We start from the raw sequence: 23,128 nt of genomic DNA, 5'->3' as shown, positions 1-23,128 counted from the left end.
TTTTATGTTATAATATCAAATTGAATGGTTTAAAAAGCCTGATCTTGAAAGGAGATATCATTTATGGCAGAGTTAAAATACGAAATTACCGAGAAATTAGGCGTTCTTTCAGAAAATGCCAAGGGCTGGACAAAAGAGCTAAATATGGTAAGCTGGAACGATCACGAGCCTAAGTACGACATACGCGAATGGTCGCCGGATCATTCAAGAATGGGTAAGGGTGTTACCCTTACAGCAGACGAGCTTGCACAGCTCAAGGAGCTTCTTGCAGGAATTGATCTCGATTCTTTTGACGAATAATTTTAAAGGCAGCTCATTGTGAGCTGCCTTTTGCTTTTAATGTGCGACTGCCTTTATACCGAAATATGCAAGAACAAGTATTCCGAGTACTATACGATACCAGCCGAACACTTTGAAATCGTGCTTCTTTATGTAGTCCATAAGGAATTTTATAACGAATACAGACACAACGAATGCTACGATGCAGCCTGTCAGAAGAACCGCTATCTCACTTCCTGTAAAGTTGAATCCGAATTTTACGAGCTTTAGCAGACTTGCACCGAACATTACGGGGATAGCAAGATAGAATGTGAACTCAGCCGCAACAGTCCTCGAAACGCCTATAAGAAGAGCTCCTACAATAGTTGCGCCCGAACGTGATGTTCCCGGGAAAAGAGCTGCAATAAGCTGGAACACGCCGATAATAAGCGCCGCATTGTATGTAAGCTCTGCGATCGTGTTGATTTTCGGCTTTCTGCCCTTGTTCCAGTTTTCAATAACAATGAATGCCACACCGAAAACGATAAGAGCTACAGCAACTGTCCAAGGATTGTACAAATGCTCGTCTACCCAGTCATCAAGGAGAAATCCTATCACAGCAGCAGGAATGCAGGCAACAAGCACCTTGAACCACATCCTGAAGATGTCGGTCTTTATCATCTGACCGAACGGCGACTTGTTCAGCGGATGAGCGTTATCCTTTTTGCCGAAAGGCCAAAGTTTTTTCCAGAATATGACAACTACTGCCATTATCGCGCCCAGCTGTATAACAACATCAAACATCTCCTTGAAATCATCGCTCTGATCGAGCTTCAAGAAGTTTTCCACAAGAATAAGGTGTCCCGTACTGCTTATGGGCAGCCATTCGGTTATACCTTCAACGATTCCGAGTATTATGGTTTTGATAGTTTCCCATATCATAGTTAATCTGTTCCTTTCAAGTAAAAATACAAGTGATATTATATCACATTTGCTCTTAGCTGTCAATCGTTTTGGTCGGGATACCTGTAAAGCTTGAATTTCCGCTTTGAAATGGCAAGAACGCCCTCATTTTTCAGCCGTGTGATCTCGCGCTGGAGAGCGCTTCTGTTGACGCAGAGATAGTCGGACAAAGCAGTAGTCGAAAATGGTATCTGCGGAGCTTTGCCCTTCGGAGTCTTTTCCTCGATTATGCTAAGGCAGCTTATGAGTTTATCCTCGATCGAACGCTGGCTGAGAACTTCTATTCGTTCATTGAGGGATATAGCCTTTTCCGACATAAGATCAAGAAGATTTTCAACAACTCTCGAATGACATTGACAGGCGTTTTCACACCTTTTTGTGATTTCCGAGCGCCTTACGAACATTACCTCGCACTCGGTCTCGGCGATTATTTCGATGCCGCTGCGCTGTGACGCTGTAAATGTGAAATAAACGCCGAATACGCTTTGTTCGCCGAGGGATTCCATAATAGAGCGTACTCCGTTGATATCATATCTCACCATGACCGCACTGCCGCTGAGAATTATGCCCAGCTTGTCAGGATTATCGGAATAGTCCATAATGCGGTTTCCCGACTTGAATTTCCTGATATCGGCGTTGAAGCAGCTTATCATTCTGCGGCAGTCATCCTGTTCTATTCCCTTAAACAGGATATTATCCTCGGGAAGCATAAAAAATCACTCCTTTGTTGCATATGCAACAGATTTTTTGTTTCTTATATGATACAATATATTCAGTCAAATGTCAATACTATTTCTACGGAGGTCGAAAACAATGAAGGTAAACGTTATCGGAGAACAGATTTCTCAGGACGAGATCAATGCGTACATTGATTACGGCAAGAAAAAGTACAGCGACAGGGAGATACTCGGTATGACTGTCAGGATCGACGGAGATTATGTTGATCTTGAGTATGATTTTGCCAAAGATGTACCCTTTGACAGAATAAGAAGGATAACAGGCTATCTTGTCGGAACTCTTGACCGTTTCAATAACGGAAAGCGTGCCGAAGAACATGACAGAGTAAAACACTCGGTTTGATTTTGTCCATATAAGCAAGGCAGTGTCTTAGCTCGGACTCAACAATATATTAATAATAATGGAGGTAAAAAATTATGAAGACTTATGTATGTCCTGTTTGCGGATACGTTCACGAAGGAGATGCACCGCCCGAGAAATGTCCTCAGTGCGGCGTTCCCGGCTCAAAATTCATCGAAAAGGAAACAGGTGATAAGCTTGTATTTGCCTGCGAGCACGAGCTCGGAGTTGCTAAGGCTGTAACTGATAAGGAGATCCTTGACGGACTCCGCGCAAACTTCAACGGAGAATGTACGGAGGTCGGTATGTATCTTGCTATGGCAAGAGTCGCATACAGAGAGGGATATCCCGAAATAGGCGCATACTGGGAAAAGGCTGCATATGAAGAAGCTGAGCACGCTGCTAAGTTTGCCGAGCTTCTCGGCGAAGTTCTTTCTTCTTCCACAAAGGAGAATCTTGAAAAGAGAGTTGCTGCCGAGCACGGCGCTACAGAGGGCAAGCTCAAGCTTGCTAAGAAGGCTAAGGAGCTCAATCTTGACGCTATCCACGATACAGTTCATGAAATGGCAAAAGATGAGGCTCGTCACGGCAAAGCGTTCGAGGGTCTTCTCAAGAGATACTTCGGCTGATAAATACATATCGGACGGTGGGGAATTTCCCCACCGTTTTTTGTTAATGTTTTGTTTAAATTTAACTAAACTACTTGAAAAACGATCAACGATTTGTTATAATAAAGTTACATTTTTCAAGGAGGGATGAAATTATGGAGAATACACTTGACTGGAGCAAATATCTCGAAAAAGCAGTAGAAGCGGTTTCCGAGGGAATCGTAATGCTCAAAAACGGCAATAACGCTCTTCCGCTTGATATGAACGAAAATGTGTCAGTTTTCGGCAGGATACAGCTGCATTACTACAAGAGCGGAACTGGTTCGGGCGGAATGGTAAACGTTTCAAAGGTAACAGGTATCGTTGACGGACTTCTTGAGGCAGGGGTAAAGCTCAACGAAAAACTGCTGGAAATATATAAAAAGTGGGACGAAGAAAATCCTTTCGATCAGGGCGAAGGCTGGGGCAATGAACCCTGGTCGCAGAAGGAAATGCCGCTGACCGACAACATAGTTGAAGCAGCTTCAAAGGAGAGCAGCCGCGCCATTGTTATTATAGGCAGAACAGCAGGCGAGGAACAGGACGCAAGGCTTGAAGAGGGCTCGTATCTGCTTTCGGGAGCCGAAAAGGATATGCTGAAAAAGGTACGTAAGTACTTCAGTAAGGTGATAGTGCTCCTTAACGTCGGAAGCCTTGTGGATATCTCGGATATATGCGAAATAGGCACAGACGCTTTGCTTTACGTATGGCAGGGCGGTATGACAGGAGGTACAGGTACTGCCGCCGTCCTCACAGGCAAGGTCAGTCCCTCGGGAAAGCTTCCCGACACTATCGCACAGAAGATATCGGATTATCCATCGGACGCGAATTTCGGACAAAAGGACAGATCCTACTATAAAGAGGATATATATGTAGGCTATCGCTGGTTTGAGACCTTTGCAAAGGAAAAAGTTGTTTATCCTTTCGGCTTCGGACTTTCATACACCACCTTTGACACAGAATTTTTATCTGTAAGCGGAAGCGAAACGCTCACATTCAGTTTCAAAGTCACAAATACAGGAAAATATACAGGAAAAGAAGTTGTTCAGCTTTATGTCGAAAAGCCTCAGGGCAAACTCGGACAGCCTGCAAGAGTTCTCTGCAGCTTTGCAAAGACAAAGGCTCTCATGTCAGGAGAGTCGCAGGAGCTTACCATATGTGTGAATAAAAAGGATATCTCCACATATGACGATTCGGGAGCTTCGGGAAATGTAAATTGCTGGGTACTTGAAGAAGGGGAGTACAGCTTCTGGGCTGGCTCCGACGTAAGAAAGGCTGAGAAAGTTCACACATTTGAGCAGTCACAGACAGCAGTTGTTGAAAAGTGCTCTCAGGCACTGGCGCCTGTTCTTGAATTTGAACGTATCAAGCCGCGGAAAACAGATACAGGTTTTGAGGCTGCCACAGAAGCAGTACCGACAAACAGGATAGATGAAGAAAAGCGCCGAAAAGACAAGCTTCCCGAAGATATCGAATATACAGGTGATAAGGGTATAAAGCTTTCCGATGTAATGAACGGAAATAACACTATGACCGAATTTATCGCACAGCTTTCCGATTATGACCTTTCCTGCATAGTGCGCGGCGAGGGCATGGGAAGTCCGAGGGTTACCGCAGGTACAGCCTCTGCATTTGGCGGAGTTTCCGACAAACTGAACGAGATGGGAGTTCCGGCTTGCTGCTGCTCCGACGGTCCTTCGGGTATGAGACTGGACTGCGGCACAAAGGCATTCAGCCTGCCAAACGGTACGCTTATTGCTTCAACGTTCAACCGCGAACTCATACAGGAGCTTTACGGTTTCATGGGTACAGAGATGGTCGCAAATAAAGTTGATTGCCTCCTCGGTCCGGGTATGAATATACATCGTCACCCACTTAACGGAAGAAACTTCGAGTATTTTTCGGAAGATCCGTATCTCACAGGTCAGATGGCAGCCGCAGAGCTGAAAGGACTTCACAGCGTAGGTGTAACGGGTACGATAAAGCATTTCTGTGCCAACAATCAGGAAACCAACCGCCATTTCATAGATTCTGCAGTCTCCGAGCGAGCCCTCCGTGAGATATATCTCAAAGGCTTTGAAATAGCCGTTAAAGAGGGGAATGCAAGCACTATCATGACTACCTACGGCTCTCTGAACGGATTATGGACAGCAGGCAATTATGACCTGAACACCATTATCCTCCGCGATGAGTGGGGCTTCAGAGGACTTACCATGACTGACTGGTGGGCAAATGTCAACTTCCGCGGCGAAGAGCCGAAAAGAAGCTATTATATTCCAATGATTCGAGCTCAGAACGATGTTTATATGGTATGCGCCGACAGTTCCTCAGTTGATGAAGATATACTGAACGCTCTCGGAAACGGTACTATCACAAGGGGAGAGTTACAGCGCAATGCTGAGAATGTTCTGAGATTTGCGATGACGACTCATGCGATGAAGCGTATCACAGGTAACGATATAAAGGTAAAAATAATAAACAGGGAAGAGATGGACAGTTCTTCCGATGAACCTGTTGTTTTTTACGATGTTGACAGGTATCTCAAGATAGATCTCGATGATCTGGAGAGCAAAAAGGGCGAGAATTATGCTTTTGCTCTGATTTTGAAGCTGCTCGGCTGGTATAAGGTAACTGTAACAGCTTCATCAACGCAAAGCTCGCTGGCACAGCTTCCCATTACGCTTTTCACGCTTGGTACTCCGAGCGGCACGCTCACATGGAACGGAACAGACGGAAAGCCCGTGTCTCTTTCGTGTTCAATGCCGTTATTCTCAAGATTTTCTGCTATCAGGATTTATTTCGCTCAGAACGGACTGAAACTCCACAGCATTGAATTCGAGCTTGAAAAAGAAGATGATAATATCGATCTTGCATTTGCAGCGGAGGAAAACTGATGAATATACAGATATTCGGCACTAAGAAGTGCTTTGACAGCAAAAAGGCAGAGCGTTACTTCAAGGAGCGTAATATTAAGTACCAGTTTATTGACATGAAAGAAAAAGGCATGAGCCGCGGCGAGTTCAACAATGTCAAAAAAGCTGTCGGCGGCACAGATAAGCTCATAAACCACGAGCACAAGGACAAAGACCTTCTGGCACTGCTCCAGTATCTTTCCGATGAGGACAAGGAGGAAAAGATACTGGAAAATCCGCAGATAATCGTTACTCCGATCGTCAGGAACGGTGCAAAGGCAACGATAGGATATCAGCCTGACACATGGAAAGACTGGGAATAAAATGTTAAAAAATAAAAATATATTTCAGCAGTAAAAACTGATAAAAAGCATTGTATTTTTCTTTAAATACGCTATAAGTGCGGCATAAACAATAAATTTGTCCATTATTATTCCGCGACTGTTGCTTTTTTTGTAATTATATGTTATAATTATGTTATGTTAGTTTTTCAGCTGACACGAAAATGACGAAAAATAGCTATTTTTCGCACGATAATATTTAAATAGGGATTATTTTCCCGAAAGGAGCTATAATTATGGGTATTATTCAGGCAGCTCTCGTCGGAGCATCTCAGACTCTTGCTGATACATGGGAAGAGTTCTATACTTGTGACGCTCTTCCTTCTGATGTTCTCGTTGTCAGAGCAAAGAAACAGCTTGGAAAACATTCTTCAAACACCAAAGGAAATGAAAATGTTATTTCCGACGGAAGCGGAATCGTAGTTCACGAAGGTCAGGCAATGATCATGGTAGACCAGGGTATGGTCACCGAAATCGCCACACAGCCTGGTATATATAAGTATCAGACAGGTACTTCGCCGAGTATCTTCAACAGCAGCTTCGGTACAGGTCTCAAGGATATGTTCAAGGAAATGTGGGATCGTATCAAGCACGGCGGAACAGCTGCAAAGGATCAGAGAATTTACTACTTCAATATGAAGGAGATCCTTGACAATAAATTCGGAACACAGAACCCTGTTCCTTTCAGAGTTGCATATGAGGACCTCGGAAGAAGCTTTACCGTAGGTGTACGCTGCAACGGTATCTACTCCTATAAGATCGCCGATCCTGTACTTTTCTATGTGAATGTATGCGGCGACGTCAAGGAGCGTTTCCTCCGCTCCGAGATCGATAATCAGCTTAAGAGCGAGTTCCTTGACTCACTCCAGCCTGCATTTGCAGCTATTTCTGCTTCGGGCATAAGATATGATCAGCTCCCCGGCAGACAGAGAGAGGTCAAGGCTGCTATCGAGACAGAAGTTGATCCGATGTGGAAGGAAAAGAGAGGTCTCCAGATCTGGACTGTCAATATCAATTCCGCAACGATCTCAGATGAAGATACAAAGAGAATCCAGGAATTTGAGGACAGAGCCTGGAACCGCGATCCCGGCAACGCAGCCGCATCACTTGTTGAGGCTCAGGCTCAGGCTATGCAGAATGCTGCAAAAAACCCTAATGGTGCTGCCATGGGACTTTTCGGTATGGGAATGGCTCAGCAGGCAGGTGGAACCAACGCTCAGAACCTCTTCGGAATGGCTCAGCAGAATCAGGCACAGATGCCACAGGCACCTGTTGCTCCCGTAGCTGCAGCCGGTTCTGCAGATTCATGGAAGTGTGACTGCGGCGAGACAAATACAGGCAAGTTCTGTTCAGGCTGCGGCAAACCCAAGCCCGTAGTTCTTACACCTGACGGCTGGACTTGCGACTGCGGCTCTGTAAATAAGGGCAAGTTCTGCTCTAACTGCGGAAAGAAGAAGCCTGAGGGCGCTCCGCTCTACAAGTGCGACAAGTGCGGCTGGGAACCTGAGGATCCGATGAATCCTCCAAAGTTCTGCCCTGAGTGCGGCGATCCTTTCACAGATGATGATATTGTAAAGTAATGTAATGATACATAACGGGCGGACGCCAGGGTCCGCCCGTTTTAGATAATGTACTGCTATAATGAGGTGACTGAATGTCGGAGATAATAGAATATAAATGTCCAAATTGCGGAGCTCCGATGAAGTATAGTATCAAAAACGAGATGCTTAGCTGTCGTTTTTGCTGTAATACATATGATCTTGAGTATATACGCTCACATTTTAATGAGGTTACCGATGAAAAGCTTTCTGATTTTGACTGGGTAGACAGGACTAAGTATGTATGGGAACCATATGATCAGGACTATCTTGAAGAATTCCGCTGTCCGTCATGCGGTGGCAAGATTGTGACAAAAGCATTTTACGGAACCGCAAAATGTCCTTTTTGCAAGCATGATGTGATAATTTCTTCTGATTTTGACGGTGATATACGTCCTGATAAAGTAATTCCGTTCAAAATAACGTCAGGTGAATTGGCAGAAAAATACACAGAATACATCAAACAGTTCAGAAAGGCTCCCAATGAATTTACAGATAAAGATGTTGTAAAGGGGATAGTCGGTTTTTATATCCCTGTATGGCGTTACAGCTGTTTATGCGGTGAAGGGAACAGCGATCCTGCATATAAGCAGCTTTGGGTAAGGGATTATCCCATACTTGCCAATGATACAGATATCAGTAAAGAGGTATTTTACACACTTCTGCCCTATGAATACAGTGAAGCGATGGAATTTACCGATTCGTGCCTTACAGGCTTTTATGCAAGCAGGTATATCATCGGAGCTGAAAATGCGATGAAAACTGCTGATTTTGAAATAAAAAAGATCTATTATTCACAGAAAAAAGTCAAATACAAGTACAATTCTGTGGAGAAACCTGACGAAAACATATCAACGGAAAAGTTTATAGACAAGCTCGAAGGAATAAAACTCGATACTGAAAATACAAGCTACAGAAAGCTATCTTATTATCTCATGCCTGTATGGCTTCTTAACATTATTTGTGATGGAGAAAAATTTACTTTTGCCATGAACGGTCAGACAGGGCAGATGCGTGTAGATAAAATACCTAAAAAATCAAGATTTAAATTTTGTTATTGGCTGATATTTTTAATAATACAATTATTGATAGCTTTTTTTATTGCTATAAATCTAACAAACGATATGATCCCGACTTTGGTTGTTCCAGTTTCTTTTTGGATATTTTTAAGTTATTACGCTGCAAAGGGAATACTTAATATGTTACCATTAAAAAAAGCATATTTCAAGCCGAAACAATTTGTCAGGCAAAAGATACGGAGCGTAAAAGATTATATAGAATGGGAGCATTGGTGAAATGACAGAAACAATAAGTAATAATACTTACGAAGGTGAAATCAATGTCTGATATAATAGAATATAAATGTCCTGCCTGCGGAGGCAAGCTGGAATTTGACTCCTCTTCGCAAAAGATGAAATGCCCCTTCTGCGAATCCGAATTTGAAGTTGATTCCATAAAAGATCATGATAACTGTCTCGAAAACATAAAAGAAGACGATATGAACTGGGATTCCGACGCAGGCAGTCAGTGGCAGCAGGGCGAAGCCGACAACATGAAGGTATACAAGTGCAAGTCATGCGGCGGAGAGATAATCACCGACCAGACGACTTCCGCTTCAAAGTGTCCGTACTGCGATAATCCCGTCGTAATGTCGGGAAATTTTTCAGGCGATCTAAAGCCCGATTACATAATCCCTTTCAAGTTCGACAAAGAAGCTGCAAAAGCTGCTCTCAACAAGCATATCGAGGGCAGAAAGCTTCTGCCGAAGGTTTTCAGGGATCAGAACCATATCGACGAAATAAAGGGAGTTTACGTTCCCGTGTGGCTCTTTGACGCAAACGCAGAGGCCAAAATGCTTTTCAAGGGCGAAAAGATCAGAAGCTGGTCCGACGGTAAGTTCAATTACGTTGAAAGGAACTATTATTCCATTCAGAGAGAAGGAAATGTGGAGTTCGAGGGAGTTCCCGTTGACGGCTCAACAAAAATGCAGGACGAGCTTATGGAGTCTATAGAGCCTTTTGATTTCAAGGACGCAGTTGACTTCAAAACTGCCTATTTATCTGGTTTTCTTGCTGACAGATATGATGTTTCGGCTGAGGAAAGCATAGAACGGGCCAACGACAGAATAAAGAATACTACTGAGCAGATCATTGCAGGAACTGTGCAGGGATACAACACTGTGTCAAGAGAGAACAGCTCTGTCAGGCTCAACAGCGCAAAAGCAAAATACGCTCTATATCCTGTGTGGATACTTAATACTACTTGGGAAAACCAAAAGTATATTTTCGCAATGAACGGTCAGACAGGAAAATTCGTGGGCAATCTTCCCATAGACAAGGGAGCTTCTGCAAGGTGGTTCCTGGGGATTGCGGCAGCCGTTACAGCTGTAAGTTTTGGTATTTCTCTGCTGTTGGGGCTTGCATAAGGAGTGAAGATTATGAAAAAAAGAAGAATTGCCGCAGTGATCGCTTCACTGTTCATGTTTTCAGTTGTATTTTTTAGTACAAAATCATTTGACCGAAGCATGACAGCTCGTGCCGATTATGAATTTGAGTTGATTGATGATGAAAACAGTTCCGAAAGCAATGAATATTCTTACGACAACGATGTTATTGAGTTTGAAACCATAGAAATAGATCAGAACAGCAGTTCGGACAGCTACACTGCTTCGGAAACAGCTGTACGCTCATATAATCCTGTTTCTGCATTCATTATTTGCCTTATGATCGGACTTGCTGCTGCATTCATAGCAGTTTCCATAATGAAGTCAAGCATGAAATCGGTGCACAAAAAGCAGGGAGCATCTGACTACAGGAAGCAGAACGGATTCAAGCTTGATGTTAAAACGGATAACTTTCTCGGTAAAAGAGTGGAAAAAACTCCTGTCATGAGAGCTGAAAATACGGGCTCACAGAAGTAAAAAATACTGAATTACAGATAATTATGGATTTTTTGTTGACAAAGCTGTTGTTTTGATGTATAATAAACCTGATATGGCAAAATACGAATCGCCTTATTATTTTCAGTGAGAATGATAAATTCTATGGAGGAAACAGATTTATGTGCGGAATTGTTGGATTTACAGGAAGCGCGCAGGCAGCTCCTATTCTGCTTGACGGACTTTCAAAACTTGAATACAGAGGTTATGACTCGGCAGGAATCGCTGTAAGGGACGGAGAAAAGGACACCGAGGTAGTTAAAGCTAAGGGAAAGCTTAAAGTCCTCAAGGAAATGACAAATAACGGCGACGCAGTAAAAGGTGACTGTGGAATCGGCCACACACGTTGGGCAACTCACGGCGAACCCTCAGCCCTCAACGCTCACCCACATGCAAGTGATGACGAGAATGTTATCGCTGTTCACAACGGCATCATCGAAAACTATCAGGAATTAAAGGAAAAGCTCACAAAAAGCGGTTATTCCTTCAATTCTCAGACTGATACAGAGGTAGCTGTAAAGCTTATCGACTACTATTTCAAGAAGTATGGTCTCGGCCCTGTTGATTCCATTGCCCGTGCTATGATCCGTATCAGAGGTTCATACGCTCTCGCAGTAATGTTCAAGGACTACCCAGGCGAGATCTACACTGCACGCAAGGACAGCCCGATGATCATCGGCGTTACAAATGGCGAAACATATGTAGCTTCAGACGTTCCTGCTATACTGAAGTATACAAGAAACGTATATTATATCGGCAACATGGAGATTGCCAAGCTTGTCAAGGGAGCTGTTACATTCTACAATATCGACCGTGAAGAGATCGAAAAGCCTCTTACAGAGATCAAGTGGGATGCGGAAGCTGCTGAAAAGGGCGGTTATGAGCACTTCATGCTCAAGGAGATCCACGAGCAGCCAAAGGTAGTACGTGATACTATCAATTCAGTTATCAAGAACGGCAAGATAGATTTCTCTGATATCGGACTTACAGACGAGGAAATGCAGAAGATAAGCCAGATCTATATTGTAGCCTGCGGAAGCGCTTATCACGTAGGTATGGCTGTACAGTATGTTATCGAAGACTTCACATCTATCCCTGTAAGAGTTGAACTCGCTTCCGAGTTCAGATACAGAAAGATGACCCTCGTAAAGGACAGCCTTGTTATAATCATCAGCCAGTCAGGCGAAACAGCAGACAGCCTTGCTGCTCTCAGAGAAGCAAAGGAAAAGGGCATAAAGACACTGGGTATCGTTAACGTTGTCGGCTCATCAATTGCTCGTGAAGCTGATAATGTATTCTATACACTTGCCGGTCCTGAGATCTCTGTTGCAACAACAAAGGCTTACAGCACACAGCTTATCGCAGGTTATCTCCTCGCTCTCCAGTTTGCGGTTGCAAGAGGAGAGATGACAGAGGAAAAGTGCGACGAGCTTCTCAAGGAGCTGTTCACTATCCCTGATAAGATCAAGAAGATACTCGAGGATAAGGAGCGTATCCAGTGGTATGCAAACAAGCTTGCAGGCGCTAAGGACGCATTCTTTATCGGACGCGGCATAGACTACGCTATCGGACTTGAGGGAAGCCTCAAGATGAAGGAGATAAGCTATATCCACTCCGAGGCATACGCTGCAGGTGAGTTAAAGCACGGTCCTATCAGCCTCATCGAGAGTGGTATCCCTGTAATAGGTGTTCTCACTCAGCAGGATCTTTATGAAAAGACTATCAGCAACATGGTAGAGGTAAAGAGCCGCGGAGCTTCACTTATGGGACTTACAACATATGGGAACTACAGCATTGAAGATCTTGCAGACTTCACGGTATATATCCCTCAGACTGACCCGCATTTTGCAGGAAGTCTCTCAGTAATACCGCTCCAGCTGTTAGGTTATTATGTATCAGTTGCAAAGGGCTTCGACGTTGATAAGCCGAGAAACCTTGCAAAGAGCGTTACAGTAGAATAATTATTGAAAAAGGCTGCCGTTTTTCGTCAGCCTTTTTGTATATCGGAAAAGGTGATAAGTATGGAAAAGAAATCCGTAACTGAACTTGGAAATCCTTCAAATCCGCACGGAGAGGCAGGATTTGAAATGCTCAGAGACATGAACGAGCATCATTCTCCCGTTACAGAATGGGCACTTGGTTTATTTAATGTCAGAAAAGGTGATACAGTCCTCGATATCGGCTGCGGCGGAGGAGCAGCCATTAAAAGAATAGCCGATACCACAGAAGCAAAAATGATATATGGTATAGATCATTCTGATGTATCGGTAGAGTTGTCAACATTCAACAATGAGTGCAATGTCAAATGTGGAAAAGTAAAGGTATCAAAAGCTTCTGTAGAAGCTCTCCCTTTTGAAAACGACAGCATTGACAGGATAATTACGGTAGAGAGCTTCTATTTCTGGCCTGAGCCTGAAAAATGCCTTAAAGAAGTGTATCGCGTCCTCAGAAAAGGAGGAAAATTCCTTATAGCTGCGGATATCCACGGTGACGCTAAGCTCGACGAAAAGGATATTGAGGGCATACGGAAATATTCCCTTTATAATCCCTCGCTTTCAGAATTTAAAGAACTTTTAGAAAACGCAGGTTTTACGGACATAGTTATCCACACAAAGGACGGCGAAAAATGGGTGTGCGCCGAGGGAAACAAGTAAACTACCGCATTATTCCGTTATAAGGTACAATGTCCGGAACTTCCCCGATTATCACGCTTTCGGCAATTAAAAATTCAAACTCCGAAGCTGTACTGAAGCTTATCAGGGGAGTAGATGAACTCATGTTTATGCCTATAACGGCGGTTATCCTGTGCTTTGTCTGATTTATCCCCGCGGAGACAAGCTCACTTTTTAGCCTGACCGTAGTGCAGCCCACAGGAGTTATCTTTATATGTATTTTAGGGCCCTTTCCGTTCAGAAGAAATGTTTTTGTCAGCGAACCAAGCGGTATTTCTGTGCTTTTACAGCCTATCTGCCTGAGTTTGCTGTTTATTGCAAGAGTTAGTTCAGACTGAGTCTTATTCACGGCATAGGATATTGTTTCTATTGAAGTGACTTGTTTACGATCATTGTAAAGTACGGCTGCATAATCACTGTAGCAGTACTTATTCCTGTCGAGGAACTCGGAAACGCAGCTCTCTATGAGCTCCGAGGCTTCTTTTTCGGCGAAATGACACGCTTGCTGCCTGATAACAGGCTTCAGTGAAGCATTCAGCCTTACTGACAGCATTATCACTGCAAATATAAGCATACAAACGCATATTACGGACCTTTTCGTATTCTTTTTTCTGCGTTTCGTCCTCATCGCTTCACCGCCCTGCATTATTTGTTGATTTATTATATTCCGTGCACAAGTTCAAAGTGACAGTTATACTATAAATATTTTGAAAAAATCCCCTCAAAGCATTGACTTTTTAATAAAACAGCGTTATAATATTAAATGTATAGCGTTGATGGGAATGACTGTATAAATTACGATACAGAGAAAAAGCGGTCGGTGCGAGCTTTTCGTGATAAGCAGGTGCTCCCCCTGAGCTACCGTGGGAAACTGCGGCGTATTTCTGCGTTAAGGAATCATGAGGAGAAAGTATATCTTTCTCAAATTTGGGTGGTACCACGAGAGCCTTCGTCCCATTGGGCGACGGGGCTTTTTTTGTATTGCTAAGTTTTATATTTTTATTAAAGGAGATATATTTATGCAGTGGACAGGTCTTAACGATCTACGTGAAAAGTATTTATCTTTTTTTGAGAGCAAAAACCATACAAGGATGGCAAGTGCTTCTTTAGTACCTCAGGGCGACAAGAGCCTTCTTCTTATCAATTCCGGTATGGCTCCGCTCAAAAAATTCTTCCTCGGACAGGCTACACCTCCGAACAAAAGAGTTACCACCTGTCAGAAGTGTATAAGAACTCCTGATATCGAAAGCGTTGGTAAAACAGCTCGTCACGGTACATATTTTGAAATGCTCGGCAACTTCTCATTCGGCGATTACTTCAAAACAGAGGCTATCGAGTGGGCTTGGGAGTTTCTCACAAAAACTCTCGAGATCCCCGCTGAAAAGCTCTGGATCACTATATTTGAGAGCGATGACGAGGCAGAGCAGATCTGGGAGAAACACATAGGTATCCCACATGACAGAATTATACGTCTCGGAAAAAAGGACAACTTCTGGGAGCACGGCTCCGGTCCCTGCGGTCCTTGCTCTGAGATACATTTCGACCGTGGTGAGGCTTACGGTCCTTTTGAGAGCTTTGAACAGGCAAGCGACTGTGACAGAGTAATCGAGATATGGAACCTCGTTTTCAGCCAGTTTGACAGTGACGGAGAAGGTCACTACGCTGAAATGAAGAACAAGAACATTGATACAGGCATGGGTCTTGAGAGACTTGCCTGTGTAATGCAGGGTGTTGACAATATCTTTGAGGTCGATACCGTTCAGAATATAATGAAGCATATCTCTTCAATAGCAGGTATCGAGTATAAAAAAGACGCAAAGAAGGACGTTTCTCTCCGTGTTATCACCGATCATATCAGAAGCACTACTTTCATGGTCGGCGACGGTATCCTCCCTTCAAATGAGGGCCGCGGATATGTTCTCCGCCGTCTTCTCAGAAGAGCTGCCCGTCACGGCAGACTCTTAGGCGTTAAGAGACCTTTCCTTACAGAGGTTTGCGATACAGTTATTAATGAAAATGCAAACGCATACCCCGAGCTTGCAGAAAAGCGCGACTATATCAAGAAGATCATAGGCGTTGAGGAAGAAGCTTTCGCTAAAACAATCGACAAGGGTACGGAGCTCCTCAATCAGTTTACGGACAAGCTTACTGCTGAGGGCGGAAAGGTACTCTCAGGCGACGACGCATTCAAGCTTTCAGACACTTATGGTTTCCCGATAGACCTCACAGAGGAAATATGCGAGGAGAAAGGCTTTACCGTTGACCGTGACCGCTTCACGGAGCTTGCAAAGGAGCAGAGAGCAAGAGCAAGGGCTGACCACGCTGCAAAGGCTGGCTCCTCATGGGCTGACAACAGTATAAAGGTTGACGCTCCTGCAACTATATTCACAGGCTATACCGATTTTGAGGCCCAGGACGCCGAGATACTTGCTATCTATAAAAACGGCGCAGAAGTCGAGACTGCTGTTGAGGGCGACGATGTAGTTATAGTTCTCGATGTAACTCCTTTCTACGCTGAGAGCGGCGGACAGGTAGGCGACACAGGTATGCTTATCAACGGAGCAAATATTGCTTCTGTTGATGATACCATCAAGTCCGAGGGACATTTCCTCCACATTGCTACAGTAGAGCAGGGAAGTATCGCCAAGGGCGACAAGGTGCTTGCTCAGATAGAGAAAGACCGCAGAATGGCTATCATGCGTAACCATACTACTGCTCATCTTCTCCAGCACGCACTCAGACAGGTACTCGGCGACCACGTTCATCAGGCAGGTCAGCTCGTAAACGAAAAAGCCTGCCGTTTCGACTTCAATCACTTCAGCGCAATGACCGAGGAAGAGATCGCAAAGGTCGAAACTATCGTAAACTCAGAAATAATGGAAGCATTCCCTGTAACAATGCAGGAAATGCCTATAGATGAAGCAAGAAAGCTGGGCGCTATGGCTCTCTTCGGTGAAAAATACGGCGATACCGTCCGTGTTGTCACCGCAAACAAGTCAGTTGAGTTCTGCGGCGGTACACATATATCAAATTCCGCTCAGATAGGTCTTTTCAAGATCGTTTCCGAAAGCTCTGTAGCTGCAGGCGTAAGACGTATCGAAGCTGTTACAGGTACAGGAGCGCTTGAACTCATGAACAGCTTCAAGGATACCATTCTCCGTTCCGCAAAGGCTCTCAAGCTTGCAAATGTCAATGAACTCCCCGAAAAGTGTGCAGCTCTTGCAGCTGAGACAAAGGAAAAGGACAAGAAGATAGAAAGCCTTACTCAGCAGATCGCAAACTCAAAAACAGCCGCTCTCTTTGACAACGCCAAGGAAGTCAGCGGCATAAAGATAGTTTCCGCAAGAATGGACGGCTCTGCACCTGACGCTCTCAGAAAGCTCGGCGACAGCGTAAAGGACAAGGAAGAAGCTATCATAGCTCTTTTCGCCGGAACTATGGGCGATAAGGGTACATTCTACTGCGTATGTACAAAGGAAGCTGTTGCAAAGGGCGCTAACGCAGGTAAGATAGTACGCGAAATAGCTGCTGTAACAGGCGGTAAGGGCGGCGGAAAGCCCGACGGAGCTATGGCAGGCGCAGGCGACATAGCCAAGATTGACGAGGCAATGGCTAAATTTGCCGATGTAGTTTCCGCAACAATGTAATAACCGACAGGCGAAATGACCTGTACTATGATACAAAGGAGAATCAATATGGACTGTTTATTCTGTAAAATAATCGACGGAGAAATACCAAGCACAAAGGTCTACGAGGACGAATTTGTTTACGCTTTCAAGGACATAGCTCCTATTGCACCTGTTCATTACCTTATAATCCCGAAGGTTCATATAACCTCTGCAAACGATATCACAGAAGCAAATTCTTCCGCAGTTTCAAAGGTGTTTGAAGCTGCTGCGAAGATAGCAAAGGCTGAAGGTATCGCAAGCTACCGCATTATCAACAACTGCGGCGACGACGCAGGACAGACAGTAAAGCACCTGCATTTCCATATGCTAGCAGGCGTAAAAATGGGCTGGGGACCTGAGTCTCTCGGCAAGACAGAATAAGGAGGTAACATCGTGGCTGAAACATATAAAATGACAATTGCAGGACTTGAAAGAGAACTCCCTATTTGTCCGCTCAATGACAAGATAGACATTGCTGCATTCGTTATGTTTTCCGATGTAGAGCTCACTGTTGCCGTTGCAGGCAAGCTCCTGAGCAAATCACCTTATTTCGATATGATAATTACAGCCGAGTCCAAGGGTATCCCTCTTGCTTACGAAATGGCAAGACAGAGCGGAAAGCCCTATGTTGTAGCAAGAAAATCCGTAAAGCTCTACATGACAGACCCAATCTGCGTTACCGTTAAGTCCATAACAACGGCTGCTGAGCAGAAACTCTACCTCTCTCAGGAGAAAGCTGCAATGCTCAAGGGCAAAAAGGTGCTTATAGTAGACGATGTTATCAGCACAGGCGAGTCGCTTCGTGCCCTTGAACAGGTTGTAACTGAGGCAGGCGGTATCATATCGGGCAGATCTGCCGTACTTGCAGAGGGCGACGCAGGCGAGAGGAAAGACATATGTTTTCTTGAGAAGCTACCGCTTTTCTTTAAATAAGGAATAGAATTATGAAGCGAAAAATGATTGGAGCTGCGGCAGCGTATATGGCGGGATTGTTTTTCGCTTCATTTTTTACCGATCCCGTTCTGATGATCATTGCTGGGGCTGTGATAGCTACCGCATTGCTCGCAGGGAGAAAGTATGACTTCAGAGCGGTCGATCACTGCATAATGGCTGTATTCTTCGGAGCTGCTGTGCTTGCTTTCAACGCGTATACCGCTATGAGATATGCTCCTGCCGTTGAAATGGACGGGCAGGACGGCTCATTCCGCGGAGAAGTTTTGAGCGTTCAGCATTACAGCGGAGATAATACATCTTATGTCCTTAAAGGCAGTATAAACGGTATCAAAAAAGCAAAACTCAGTTTCTTTGCCAATTCACTTGAAGCAGAGACAGGAGATACCATAGATATCGGCAGCTGTACCTTTGAGAAGCTTTCAAAGGATTATCTCTTCGACAGTGAAAAATACTACAGATCCGACGGGATTTTTCTTGAAATAACCAAAGCTTCGGATATAAATATACTCCGTCCATCAAAAAGAAGCATAAAAGCAGCTGTTAACGATTACAGAGAGAAGATTATCTACGATTTTCATGTTGCACTCGGCAGGGACAGCGGCGACCTTCTTGCCGGAATGGTTTTCGGTGAGAAAAGAGGTATGGATCATAACGTAAAAACTGCCGTATATCGCTGTGGAATCGGCCATATCCTTGCAGTTTCGGGACTTCATGTTTCAATTGCTGTATTTATCCTTATGAGCCTTCTCAGGCTGCTTCGAGTAAATAAATATCTGTCATTCGCCGTAATGGAACTGTTGCTGTTGTTTCTTGTTACAATGGCAAACTATCCGGTTTCAGCCGTAAGAGCTGCAATAATGATGAATTTCCTCTATGCCGCAGGGCTTTTCAGACGACAGAACGACACTTTCAATTCACTTGCAGGTGCTGTGCTGATGATATGTATTTGCCAGCCATATGTTGTCTACGATGAAGGTTTTATCCTTTCTGTTGCAGGAACCTTCGGAATCGGCGTATTTGCACCATATATGACGAAAAATATGCCTGATGATACTGCATTGCAAAGCTTTACGAAAAAAACGGCAGTAATGCTGTGTACCATGCTGTGCGTATTTCCGTTTTCACTTCTTTATTTTGATGAGACCTCTCTCATTTCTCCAATAACGAATATGCTTGTAGTTCCGCTTTGTTCCGTATCAATGACAATCGGACTGCTATATGCTCTTACAGGCGGAATATTTGACTTACTGTTCATTCCGAAAGTGATAAACGAGTTTATTCTGCGCTTTTCGGACAGTATATCGCGTATACGCTTCACATATTTCTCAGGCAGCAACAGAGCTGTAATATACGGTTTGCTGATATGCATGATAATTACTGTGCTGACAGCTGCAATGTTCCGAAACAGGAAATTCATATGCGGAGCTGCCGCATTTTCCGCAGCTTTTCTGTTTATAGCGTCGGCTGCCGTAAAGCTCGGACGCAACAGCCATACTGTGATCGCGGTCCTCGGAAAGGGGAGCAACGCCGTTGTAGTCGTAAGCCGCGATAATTCCGCTGATATTATCGACATAAGCGGACATTACCGCTCTGCTGACTACGTCAGGAAGTACCTCACTGTAAACGGTATAAGTCATGTTGATTATGCTGTCCTAACTCAGAAAGTACAGTCCGGATATGTGAGCTATGGGAAAGAGTTGGAATTTACCGACATCAGTAACTGGATAATCTCGGGAGAAACTGAAATTCCTCTGAAAAGCGATAATATCACTTATTACAGCAATGATATTACAATCCTCGAGAACGGATACGACATAAACATTACAGACACCGGTATAACTATAAGCACTGACAGCAGAAAAGTACGCTTTATTTCAGACAGCAAAGAACACGCAGCAGCTTCTGAACTCACAGTCCTGTGCGGAAAAGCTGCAAAAGGGGAGGATAAAGCTGAAAATATTCTTGATCTTAGTGAAAACAATAATTTTGAGATAGTGCTGTCAGACTCAGACAGCTTCACCATAAGGAGATTGTAATGCCACAAATTGACGCCAGAACATTAAAGGCTCAGCTGAACAAAGGCGAGCTCAGTAATCTTTACTATATATTTGGTCAGAACATCCCCGATGTTGAAAAGCTGACAAAGTATATAATCAAGGCAGCTGTCGGGGATAACGAAGAATTTGCCCTCAACAGGCTCGAGGGCAGATATCTTGATTTTTCCGAGCTTTATGATATGATACAGATGATGCCGATGATGTCAGAGTACAACTGTATCCTTATCAACGACTATAACTGTGAAAAGCCGCGTGAAAACATGGCGGGTCTCAAGGCAGAGGATATCAACAAAAAGCTTATAGAGGCTATTAAGGATATTCCTCCGCATACGTTGGTCATATTTAACGTTACAGGCTTTGAAATAGCTGTAAAAACTGATTTCAGGACAAAAAAGAACACTATCAAGGACAGGAACAAGAAGCTTGCCGATTTCGCCGAGAAAAACGGAGTTCTCATTGAATGTCCCGTCAAGACCGAAAGCGAACTCGCAAAGGATATCGCTGCAAGCGTTTCAGCGAGAGGCTCCCTTATTTCACTTGATAACGCCCGTGAACTTGCGGAAATGTGCCAGAACGACACTCTTGCCATACGCAATGAGATAGATAAGCTGTGCTCATATGCAGGAAAAAACGAGATAACCAGGGATATCCTCAATAATTTTGTACACAGGCAGAGTGACGCGACTATTTTCAAGCTTGCAGACGCCGTTGCAGCTCTTAACAAGCGAATGGCTTTTGAAGCTCTTGATGAGCTCATGCAGGACAAAAACAACAGGGGCGCCGTTCTTGCGTCGATCTCAAATTCTTTTATTGATATGTACCGCGCAGCCTGTGCACGTAAAAAAGGAAAACAGATAAACGACGTCAAAGAGGATTTTTCCTATATTCTTGATTTCAAGGTTAAAAACGCTTTCCGTGACAGTTCGCGAATGAGCATAAAAAGACTCAGGAAATGCATAACCATACTCCGTGATACGAATATGCTTCTCAATTTCAGCAGAAGCGATGAAAAAACAATACTTGAACAGTGCATTACCAAAATGCTTATGACCAAAAATTAGTGGTGAAACCAATGATAAAGATAAGTGAAGCTATAATCGTTGAGGGAAAATATGATAAAATAAAGCTTTCTTCCATCGTTGACGCCGTTATCATAATCACTAACGGCTTCGGAATATTCAAGGACACCGAAAAACTTGAGCTCATACGCTATTATGCAAAAAAGACGGGTATAATCATACTTACCGACTCGGATGCAGCAGGTCGGAAGATACGTGGATATATAAAGGGCGCTATAGGCGACGGAAAGATAACAAACGTATATATTCCAGACATTTTCGGCAAGGAAAAGCGTAAAACCAAACCTTCTGCCGAGGGAAAGCTCGGAGTCGAAGGAATTGACACTAAAATTCTCCTTGAAGCTTTTCAGAGATCGGGCATAACTGCTTCCGAAAATGTCAGGACTTCGGATATAACAAAGCTCACTCTATATGAGCTGGGACTGAGCGGCGGTGCCAACAGCAGAGAGCTGAGACTGCTGCTCCAGAAAAAGCTCGGGCTCCCTCAGCAGCTTTCATCGACTGCTCTTATCGAGGTGCTATGTACCATGATGGACAGCTCCGAGCTTGCGGAAACAGTAGAAAAAATAAAGGGGGAAAACAATGGTATATAGCAGTTTACTGTATATATACGGCTTTCTGCCGATCTCGCTCATGCTGTACTATCTTACACCCAGAAAATGGCGTGAAATAACCATTTTGCTGCTAAGTATAGCATTCTGCGGCATGATAAGTCTGTATTTCCTCATATTTATCTCAGTTTTTACCATAATAAACTATTGCTGCATAAAGCTGATAGAAAAATTCCGGAGAAACGAAAAACTTGCTTCTGTCCCTCTCGTATTCGGCATTGTTTTTGATCTTCTTGCACTATTTGCATTCAGGACCGAATACTTCACATGGCTCCACAGACTGATAAAAGCTCCGGAAGGCTTCTTTCCGATTGGAATCTCGTTCTTTGTACTCTCGGCTACAGGAACTCTTATTGACGTTTACAAGAAAAGACTGAGCTGCAGATGCAGTCTCATGAGGTTCTCAATATATATAATGTTCTTTCCGAAGCTCATTATGGGACCGCTGCTCAGATACGGCTCATTTTCAAAGCTTCTTGACAGCAGAAAATCAAGTTTGTCGGGAATCGGAGTCGGAATGACAGTCTTTGTAAAAGGACTTGCCAAAAAAGTGATAATCGCCGATAATCTCTATATGCTGTACAGATCTGTGCAGAGCAGCAATTTCAATGAAATATCCGCAGTTACCGCATGGCTCGGAATAACAGCTTATATTTTCTGTCTGTATTTTACTCTTTCCGGAGTTGCGGACATGGGTACAGGCATAGCCTACTGCTTCGGGATACGCCTGCCTCACAGCTTCAATTATCCCTTGCTCAGCTCAAGGATAAAGTATTTCGCAGCACGCTGGCAGTCACAGGTGGTTCAGTGGCTCAGGCGGTACATAACCAAACCGCTTTACAATTCATCTGAGAAAAAATGGCTCTGGGAAGCTGTTTTCATATTCGGCTGGTCGCTTTTCGGCTTCTGGTATACATTTGATCTGAACGGACTGGTTTTCGGTGCTCTTATGGGAGCTTTCATCATAACGGAAGCCCGTCTGAGAGAAAAGAAGATAATGGAACTCACAGGAATTTTTTACACATTCCTGATAGTCATTCTCTGCTCAGTGTTCCTTTCGGGCAGCAGTTTTTCGTACTCAGTAAAATACTTCCTTGTAATGATAGGTGGAAACGGAACTATAGCAGATACGCAGGCATTTTACCTCACAAAGTCGTATATAGTTCTTATTCTGCTTGCAATGTACGCTTCAACCGATCTTTTCAGGAACATGATGACAAGGTCCGGCAAGAAGAAGCTGAAGATCGCATTAAACATCGTATCACCGATGGTGGTGGCAGTTCTTCTGATAATCTGTACAGCGCTTATATCTTACAGCGGCAGCTCAGAAATGCTGCTGTTAAAGCTATAAAA

At 44.0% G+C, this 23,128-nt stretch carries 21 protein-coding genes and 1 other annotated feature; of the genes, 18 read left to right on the top strand and 3 right to left on the bottom strand.

Going from position 1 to position 23,128, the window contains the following annotated elements:
* Positions 1-63: 63 nt before the first annotated feature.
* Positions 64-300: a YdbC family protein gene (locus tag IKW96_RS10525; RefSeq protein ID WP_296574273.1), complete on the top strand. Its 237-nt coding sequence runs from the start codon at positions 64-66 to the stop codon at positions 298-300.
* A 36-nt stretch (positions 301-336) separates the two neighbouring features.
* On the opposite strand, the gene IKW96_RS10520 is transcribed toward IKW96_RS10525, so the two are convergent.
* On the bottom strand, positions 337-1,200 hold the full coding sequence (locus IKW96_RS10520) for an undecaprenyl-diphosphate phosphatase (RefSeq protein WP_296574271.1): 864 nt from the start codon (positions 1,198-1,200) through the stop codon (positions 337-339).
* Between the two features lie 62 nt (positions 1,201-1,262).
* Positions 1,263-1,931, bottom strand: coding sequence for a Crp/Fnr family transcriptional regulator (locus IKW96_RS10515; protein ID WP_296574270.1), 669 nt, complete (start codon positions 1,929-1,931; stop codon positions 1,263-1,265).
* 103 nt (positions 1,932-2,034) lie between these two features.
* Here IKW96_RS10515 and nrdD point away from each other — a divergent pair, with 103 nt between their 5' ends.
* From nrdD to IKW96_RS10465, 10 genes are all read left to right on the top strand, one after another.
* Positions 2,035-2,301 carry an anaerobic ribonucleoside-triphosphate reductase gene (gene nrdD / locus IKW96_RS10510; RefSeq protein WP_296574268.1) on the top strand — a complete coding sequence of 89 codons (267 nt, stop codon included), beginning with the start codon at positions 2,035-2,037 and terminating at the stop codon, positions 2,299-2,301.
* 74 nt (positions 2,302-2,375) lie between these two features.
* Positions 2,376-2,927 (top strand): NADH peroxidase, encoded by a 552-nt coding sequence (locus tag IKW96_RS10505; RefSeq protein ID WP_296574266.1) that lies wholly within the window; start codon positions 2,376-2,378, stop codon positions 2,925-2,927.
* 134 nt (positions 2,928-3,061) lie between these two features.
* Complete coding sequence (locus tag IKW96_RS10500) at positions 3,062-5,839, top strand: glycoside hydrolase family 3 C-terminal domain-containing protein (protein ID WP_296574263.1); 2,778 nt, start codon at positions 3,062-3,064, stop codon at positions 5,837-5,839.
* A complete protein-coding gene (locus IKW96_RS10495) occupies positions 5,839-6,180 on the top strand; it encodes an arsenate reductase family protein (RefSeq protein WP_296574260.1) in 342 nt (113 codons plus the stop codon). Before IKW96_RS10500 ends, IKW96_RS10495 begins: the two co-directional genes overlap by 1 nt.
* A gap of 254 nt (positions 6,181-6,434) precedes the next feature.
* A complete protein-coding gene (locus tag IKW96_RS10490; protein WP_296574256.1) occupies positions 6,435-7,778 on the top strand; it encodes an SPFH domain-containing protein in 1,344 nt (447 codons plus the stop codon).
* 74 nt (positions 7,779-7,852) lie between these two features.
* Positions 7,853-9,091, top strand: coding sequence for a hypothetical protein (locus IKW96_RS10485; protein ID WP_296574252.1), 1,239 nt, complete (start codon positions 7,853-7,855; stop codon positions 9,089-9,091).
* 44 nt (positions 9,092-9,135) lie between these two features.
* Positions 9,136-10,221: a hypothetical protein gene (locus IKW96_RS10480; RefSeq protein WP_296574250.1), complete on the top strand. Its 1,086-nt coding sequence runs from the start codon at positions 9,136-9,138 to the stop codon at positions 10,219-10,221.
* Positions 10,222-10,233: 12 nt separating this feature from the next.
* Positions 10,234-10,716, top strand: a complete 483-nt coding sequence (locus IKW96_RS10475; RefSeq protein WP_296574246.1) for a hypothetical protein — start codon at positions 10,234-10,236, stop codon at positions 10,714-10,716.
* Between the two features lie 140 nt (positions 10,717-10,856).
* Entirely contained in the window at positions 10,857-12,695 is a 1,839-nt protein-coding gene (gene glmS / locus IKW96_RS10470; protein ID WP_296574243.1) for a glutamine--fructose-6-phosphate transaminase (isomerizing), read from the top strand.
* A 60-nt stretch (positions 12,696-12,755) separates the two neighbouring features.
* Complete coding sequence (locus IKW96_RS10465) at positions 12,756-13,388, top strand: class I SAM-dependent methyltransferase (RefSeq protein ID WP_296574241.1); 633 nt, start codon at positions 12,756-12,758, stop codon at positions 13,386-13,388.
* A 1-nt stretch (position 13,389) separates the two neighbouring features.
* Here the strand turns inward: IKW96_RS10465 and IKW96_RS10460 are convergent, their stop codons facing one another.
* Positions 13,390-13,980: a sporulation protein YunB gene (locus IKW96_RS10460; RefSeq protein ID WP_296574237.1), complete on the bottom strand. Its 591-nt coding sequence runs from the start codon at positions 13,978-13,980 to the stop codon at positions 13,390-13,392.
* Between the two features lie 190 nt (positions 13,981-14,170).
* Positions 14,171-14,366 (top strand) — a binding site (T-box leader).
* A gap of 59 nt (positions 14,367-14,425) precedes the next feature.
* Here IKW96_RS10460 and alaS point away from each other — a divergent pair.
* The 7 genes from alaS to IKW96_RS10425 are packed head-to-tail and all read left to right on the top strand — an operon-like array spanning position 14,426 to position 23,126.
* Positions 14,426-17,053 carry an alanine--tRNA ligase gene (gene alaS / locus IKW96_RS10455; protein ID WP_296574235.1) on the top strand — a complete coding sequence of 876 codons (2,628 nt, stop codon included), beginning with the start codon at positions 14,426-14,428 and terminating at the stop codon, positions 17,051-17,053.
* Between the two features lie 48 nt (positions 17,054-17,101).
* Positions 17,102-17,455 carry a histidine triad nucleotide-binding protein gene (locus IKW96_RS10450; protein ID WP_296574232.1) on the top strand — a complete coding sequence of 118 codons (354 nt, stop codon included), beginning with the start codon at positions 17,102-17,104 and terminating at the stop codon, positions 17,453-17,455.
* A gap of 12 nt (positions 17,456-17,467) precedes the next feature.
* Positions 17,468-18,007, top strand: a complete 540-nt coding sequence (locus IKW96_RS10445) for a phosphoribosyltransferase family protein (RefSeq protein WP_296574229.1) — start codon at positions 17,468-17,470, stop codon at positions 18,005-18,007.
* 11 nt (positions 18,008-18,018) lie between these two features.
* Entirely contained in the window at positions 18,019-20,064 is a 2,046-nt protein-coding gene (locus IKW96_RS10440; RefSeq protein WP_296574225.1) for a ComEC/Rec2 family competence protein, read from the top strand.
* A complete protein-coding gene (gene holA, locus IKW96_RS10435) occupies positions 20,064-21,146 on the top strand; it encodes a DNA polymerase III subunit delta (protein ID WP_296574223.1) in 1,083 nt (360 codons plus the stop codon). Before IKW96_RS10440 ends, holA begins: the two co-directional genes overlap by 1 nt.
* A gap of 11 nt (positions 21,147-21,157) precedes the next feature.
* Positions 21,158-21,757 carry a toprim domain-containing protein gene (locus IKW96_RS10430; protein ID WP_296574220.1) on the top strand — a complete coding sequence of 200 codons (600 nt, stop codon included), beginning with the start codon at positions 21,158-21,160 and terminating at the stop codon, positions 21,755-21,757.
* Positions 21,747-23,126: an MBOAT family O-acyltransferase gene (locus IKW96_RS10425; protein WP_296574217.1), complete on the top strand. Its 1,380-nt coding sequence runs from the start codon at positions 21,747-21,749 to the stop codon at positions 23,124-23,126. Before IKW96_RS10430 ends, IKW96_RS10425 begins: the two co-directional genes overlap by 11 nt.
* Positions 23,127-23,128: the final 2 nt, after the last annotated feature.

Source organism: Ruminococcus sp., assembly GCF_017549005.1.
In the GTDB taxonomy this organism is placed as follows: Bacteria; Bacillota; Clostridia; order Oscillospirales; family Ruminococcaceae; genus Ruminococcus.
Note: the sequence above shows the minus strand (reverse complement) of the source record. Positions and strands in the feature narration are given on the sequence as shown.

Excerpts from the sequence above, each read along its gene's own strand:
- IKW96_RS10525 (WP_296574273.1), top strand. The coding sequence starts at position 64 with ATGGCAGAGTTAAAATACGAAATTACCGAGAAATTAGGCGTTCTTTCA.
- IKW96_RS10520 (WP_296574271.1), bottom strand. The coding sequence starts at position 1,200 with ATGATATGGGAAACTATCAAAACCATAATACTCGGAATCGTTGAAGGT.
- IKW96_RS10515 (WP_296574270.1), bottom strand. The coding sequence starts at position 1,931 with ATGCTTCCCGAGGATAATATCCTGTTTAAGGGAATAGAACAGGATGAC.
- nrdD (WP_296574268.1), top strand. The coding sequence starts at position 2,035 with ATGAAGGTAAACGTTATCGGAGAACAGATTTCTCAGGACGAGATCAAT.
- IKW96_RS10505 (WP_296574266.1), top strand. The coding sequence starts at position 2,376 with ATGAAGACTTATGTATGTCCTGTTTGCGGATACGTTCACGAAGGAGAT.
- IKW96_RS10500 (WP_296574263.1), top strand. The coding sequence starts at position 3,062 with ATGGAGAATACACTTGACTGGAGCAAATATCTCGAAAAAGCAGTAGAA.
- IKW96_RS10495 (WP_296574260.1), top strand. The coding sequence starts at position 5,839 with ATGAATATACAGATATTCGGCACTAAGAAGTGCTTTGACAGCAAAAAG.
- IKW96_RS10490 (WP_296574256.1), top strand. The coding sequence starts at position 6,435 with ATGGGTATTATTCAGGCAGCTCTCGTCGGAGCATCTCAGACTCTTGCT.
- IKW96_RS10485 (WP_296574252.1), top strand. The coding sequence starts at position 7,853 with ATGTCGGAGATAATAGAATATAAATGTCCAAATTGCGGAGCTCCGATG.
- IKW96_RS10480 (WP_296574250.1), top strand. The coding sequence starts at position 9,136 with ATGTCTGATATAATAGAATATAAATGTCCTGCCTGCGGAGGCAAGCTG.
- IKW96_RS10475 (WP_296574246.1), top strand. The coding sequence starts at position 10,234 with ATGAAAAAAAGAAGAATTGCCGCAGTGATCGCTTCACTGTTCATGTTT.
- glmS (WP_296574243.1), top strand. The coding sequence starts at position 10,857 with ATGTGCGGAATTGTTGGATTTACAGGAAGCGCGCAGGCAGCTCCTATT.
- IKW96_RS10465 (WP_296574241.1), top strand. The coding sequence starts at position 12,756 with ATGGAAAAGAAATCCGTAACTGAACTTGGAAATCCTTCAAATCCGCAC.
- IKW96_RS10460 (WP_296574237.1), bottom strand. The coding sequence starts at position 13,980 with ATGCTTATATTTGCAGTGATAATGCTGTCAGTAAGGCTGAATGCTTCA.
- alaS (WP_296574235.1), top strand. The coding sequence starts at position 14,426 with ATGCAGTGGACAGGTCTTAACGATCTACGTGAAAAGTATTTATCTTTT.
- IKW96_RS10450 (WP_296574232.1), top strand. The coding sequence starts at position 17,102 with ATGGACTGTTTATTCTGTAAAATAATCGACGGAGAAATACCAAGCACA.
- IKW96_RS10440 (WP_296574225.1), top strand. The coding sequence starts at position 18,019 with ATGAAGCGAAAAATGATTGGAGCTGCGGCAGCGTATATGGCGGGATTG.
- holA (WP_296574223.1), top strand. The coding sequence starts at position 20,064 with ATGCCACAAATTGACGCCAGAACATTAAAGGCTCAGCTGAACAAAGGC.
- IKW96_RS10430 (WP_296574220.1), top strand. The coding sequence starts at position 21,158 with ATGATAAAGATAAGTGAAGCTATAATCGTTGAGGGAAAATATGATAAA.
- IKW96_RS10425 (WP_296574217.1), top strand. The coding sequence starts at position 21,747 with ATGGTATATAGCAGTTTACTGTATATATACGGCTTTCTGCCGATCTCG.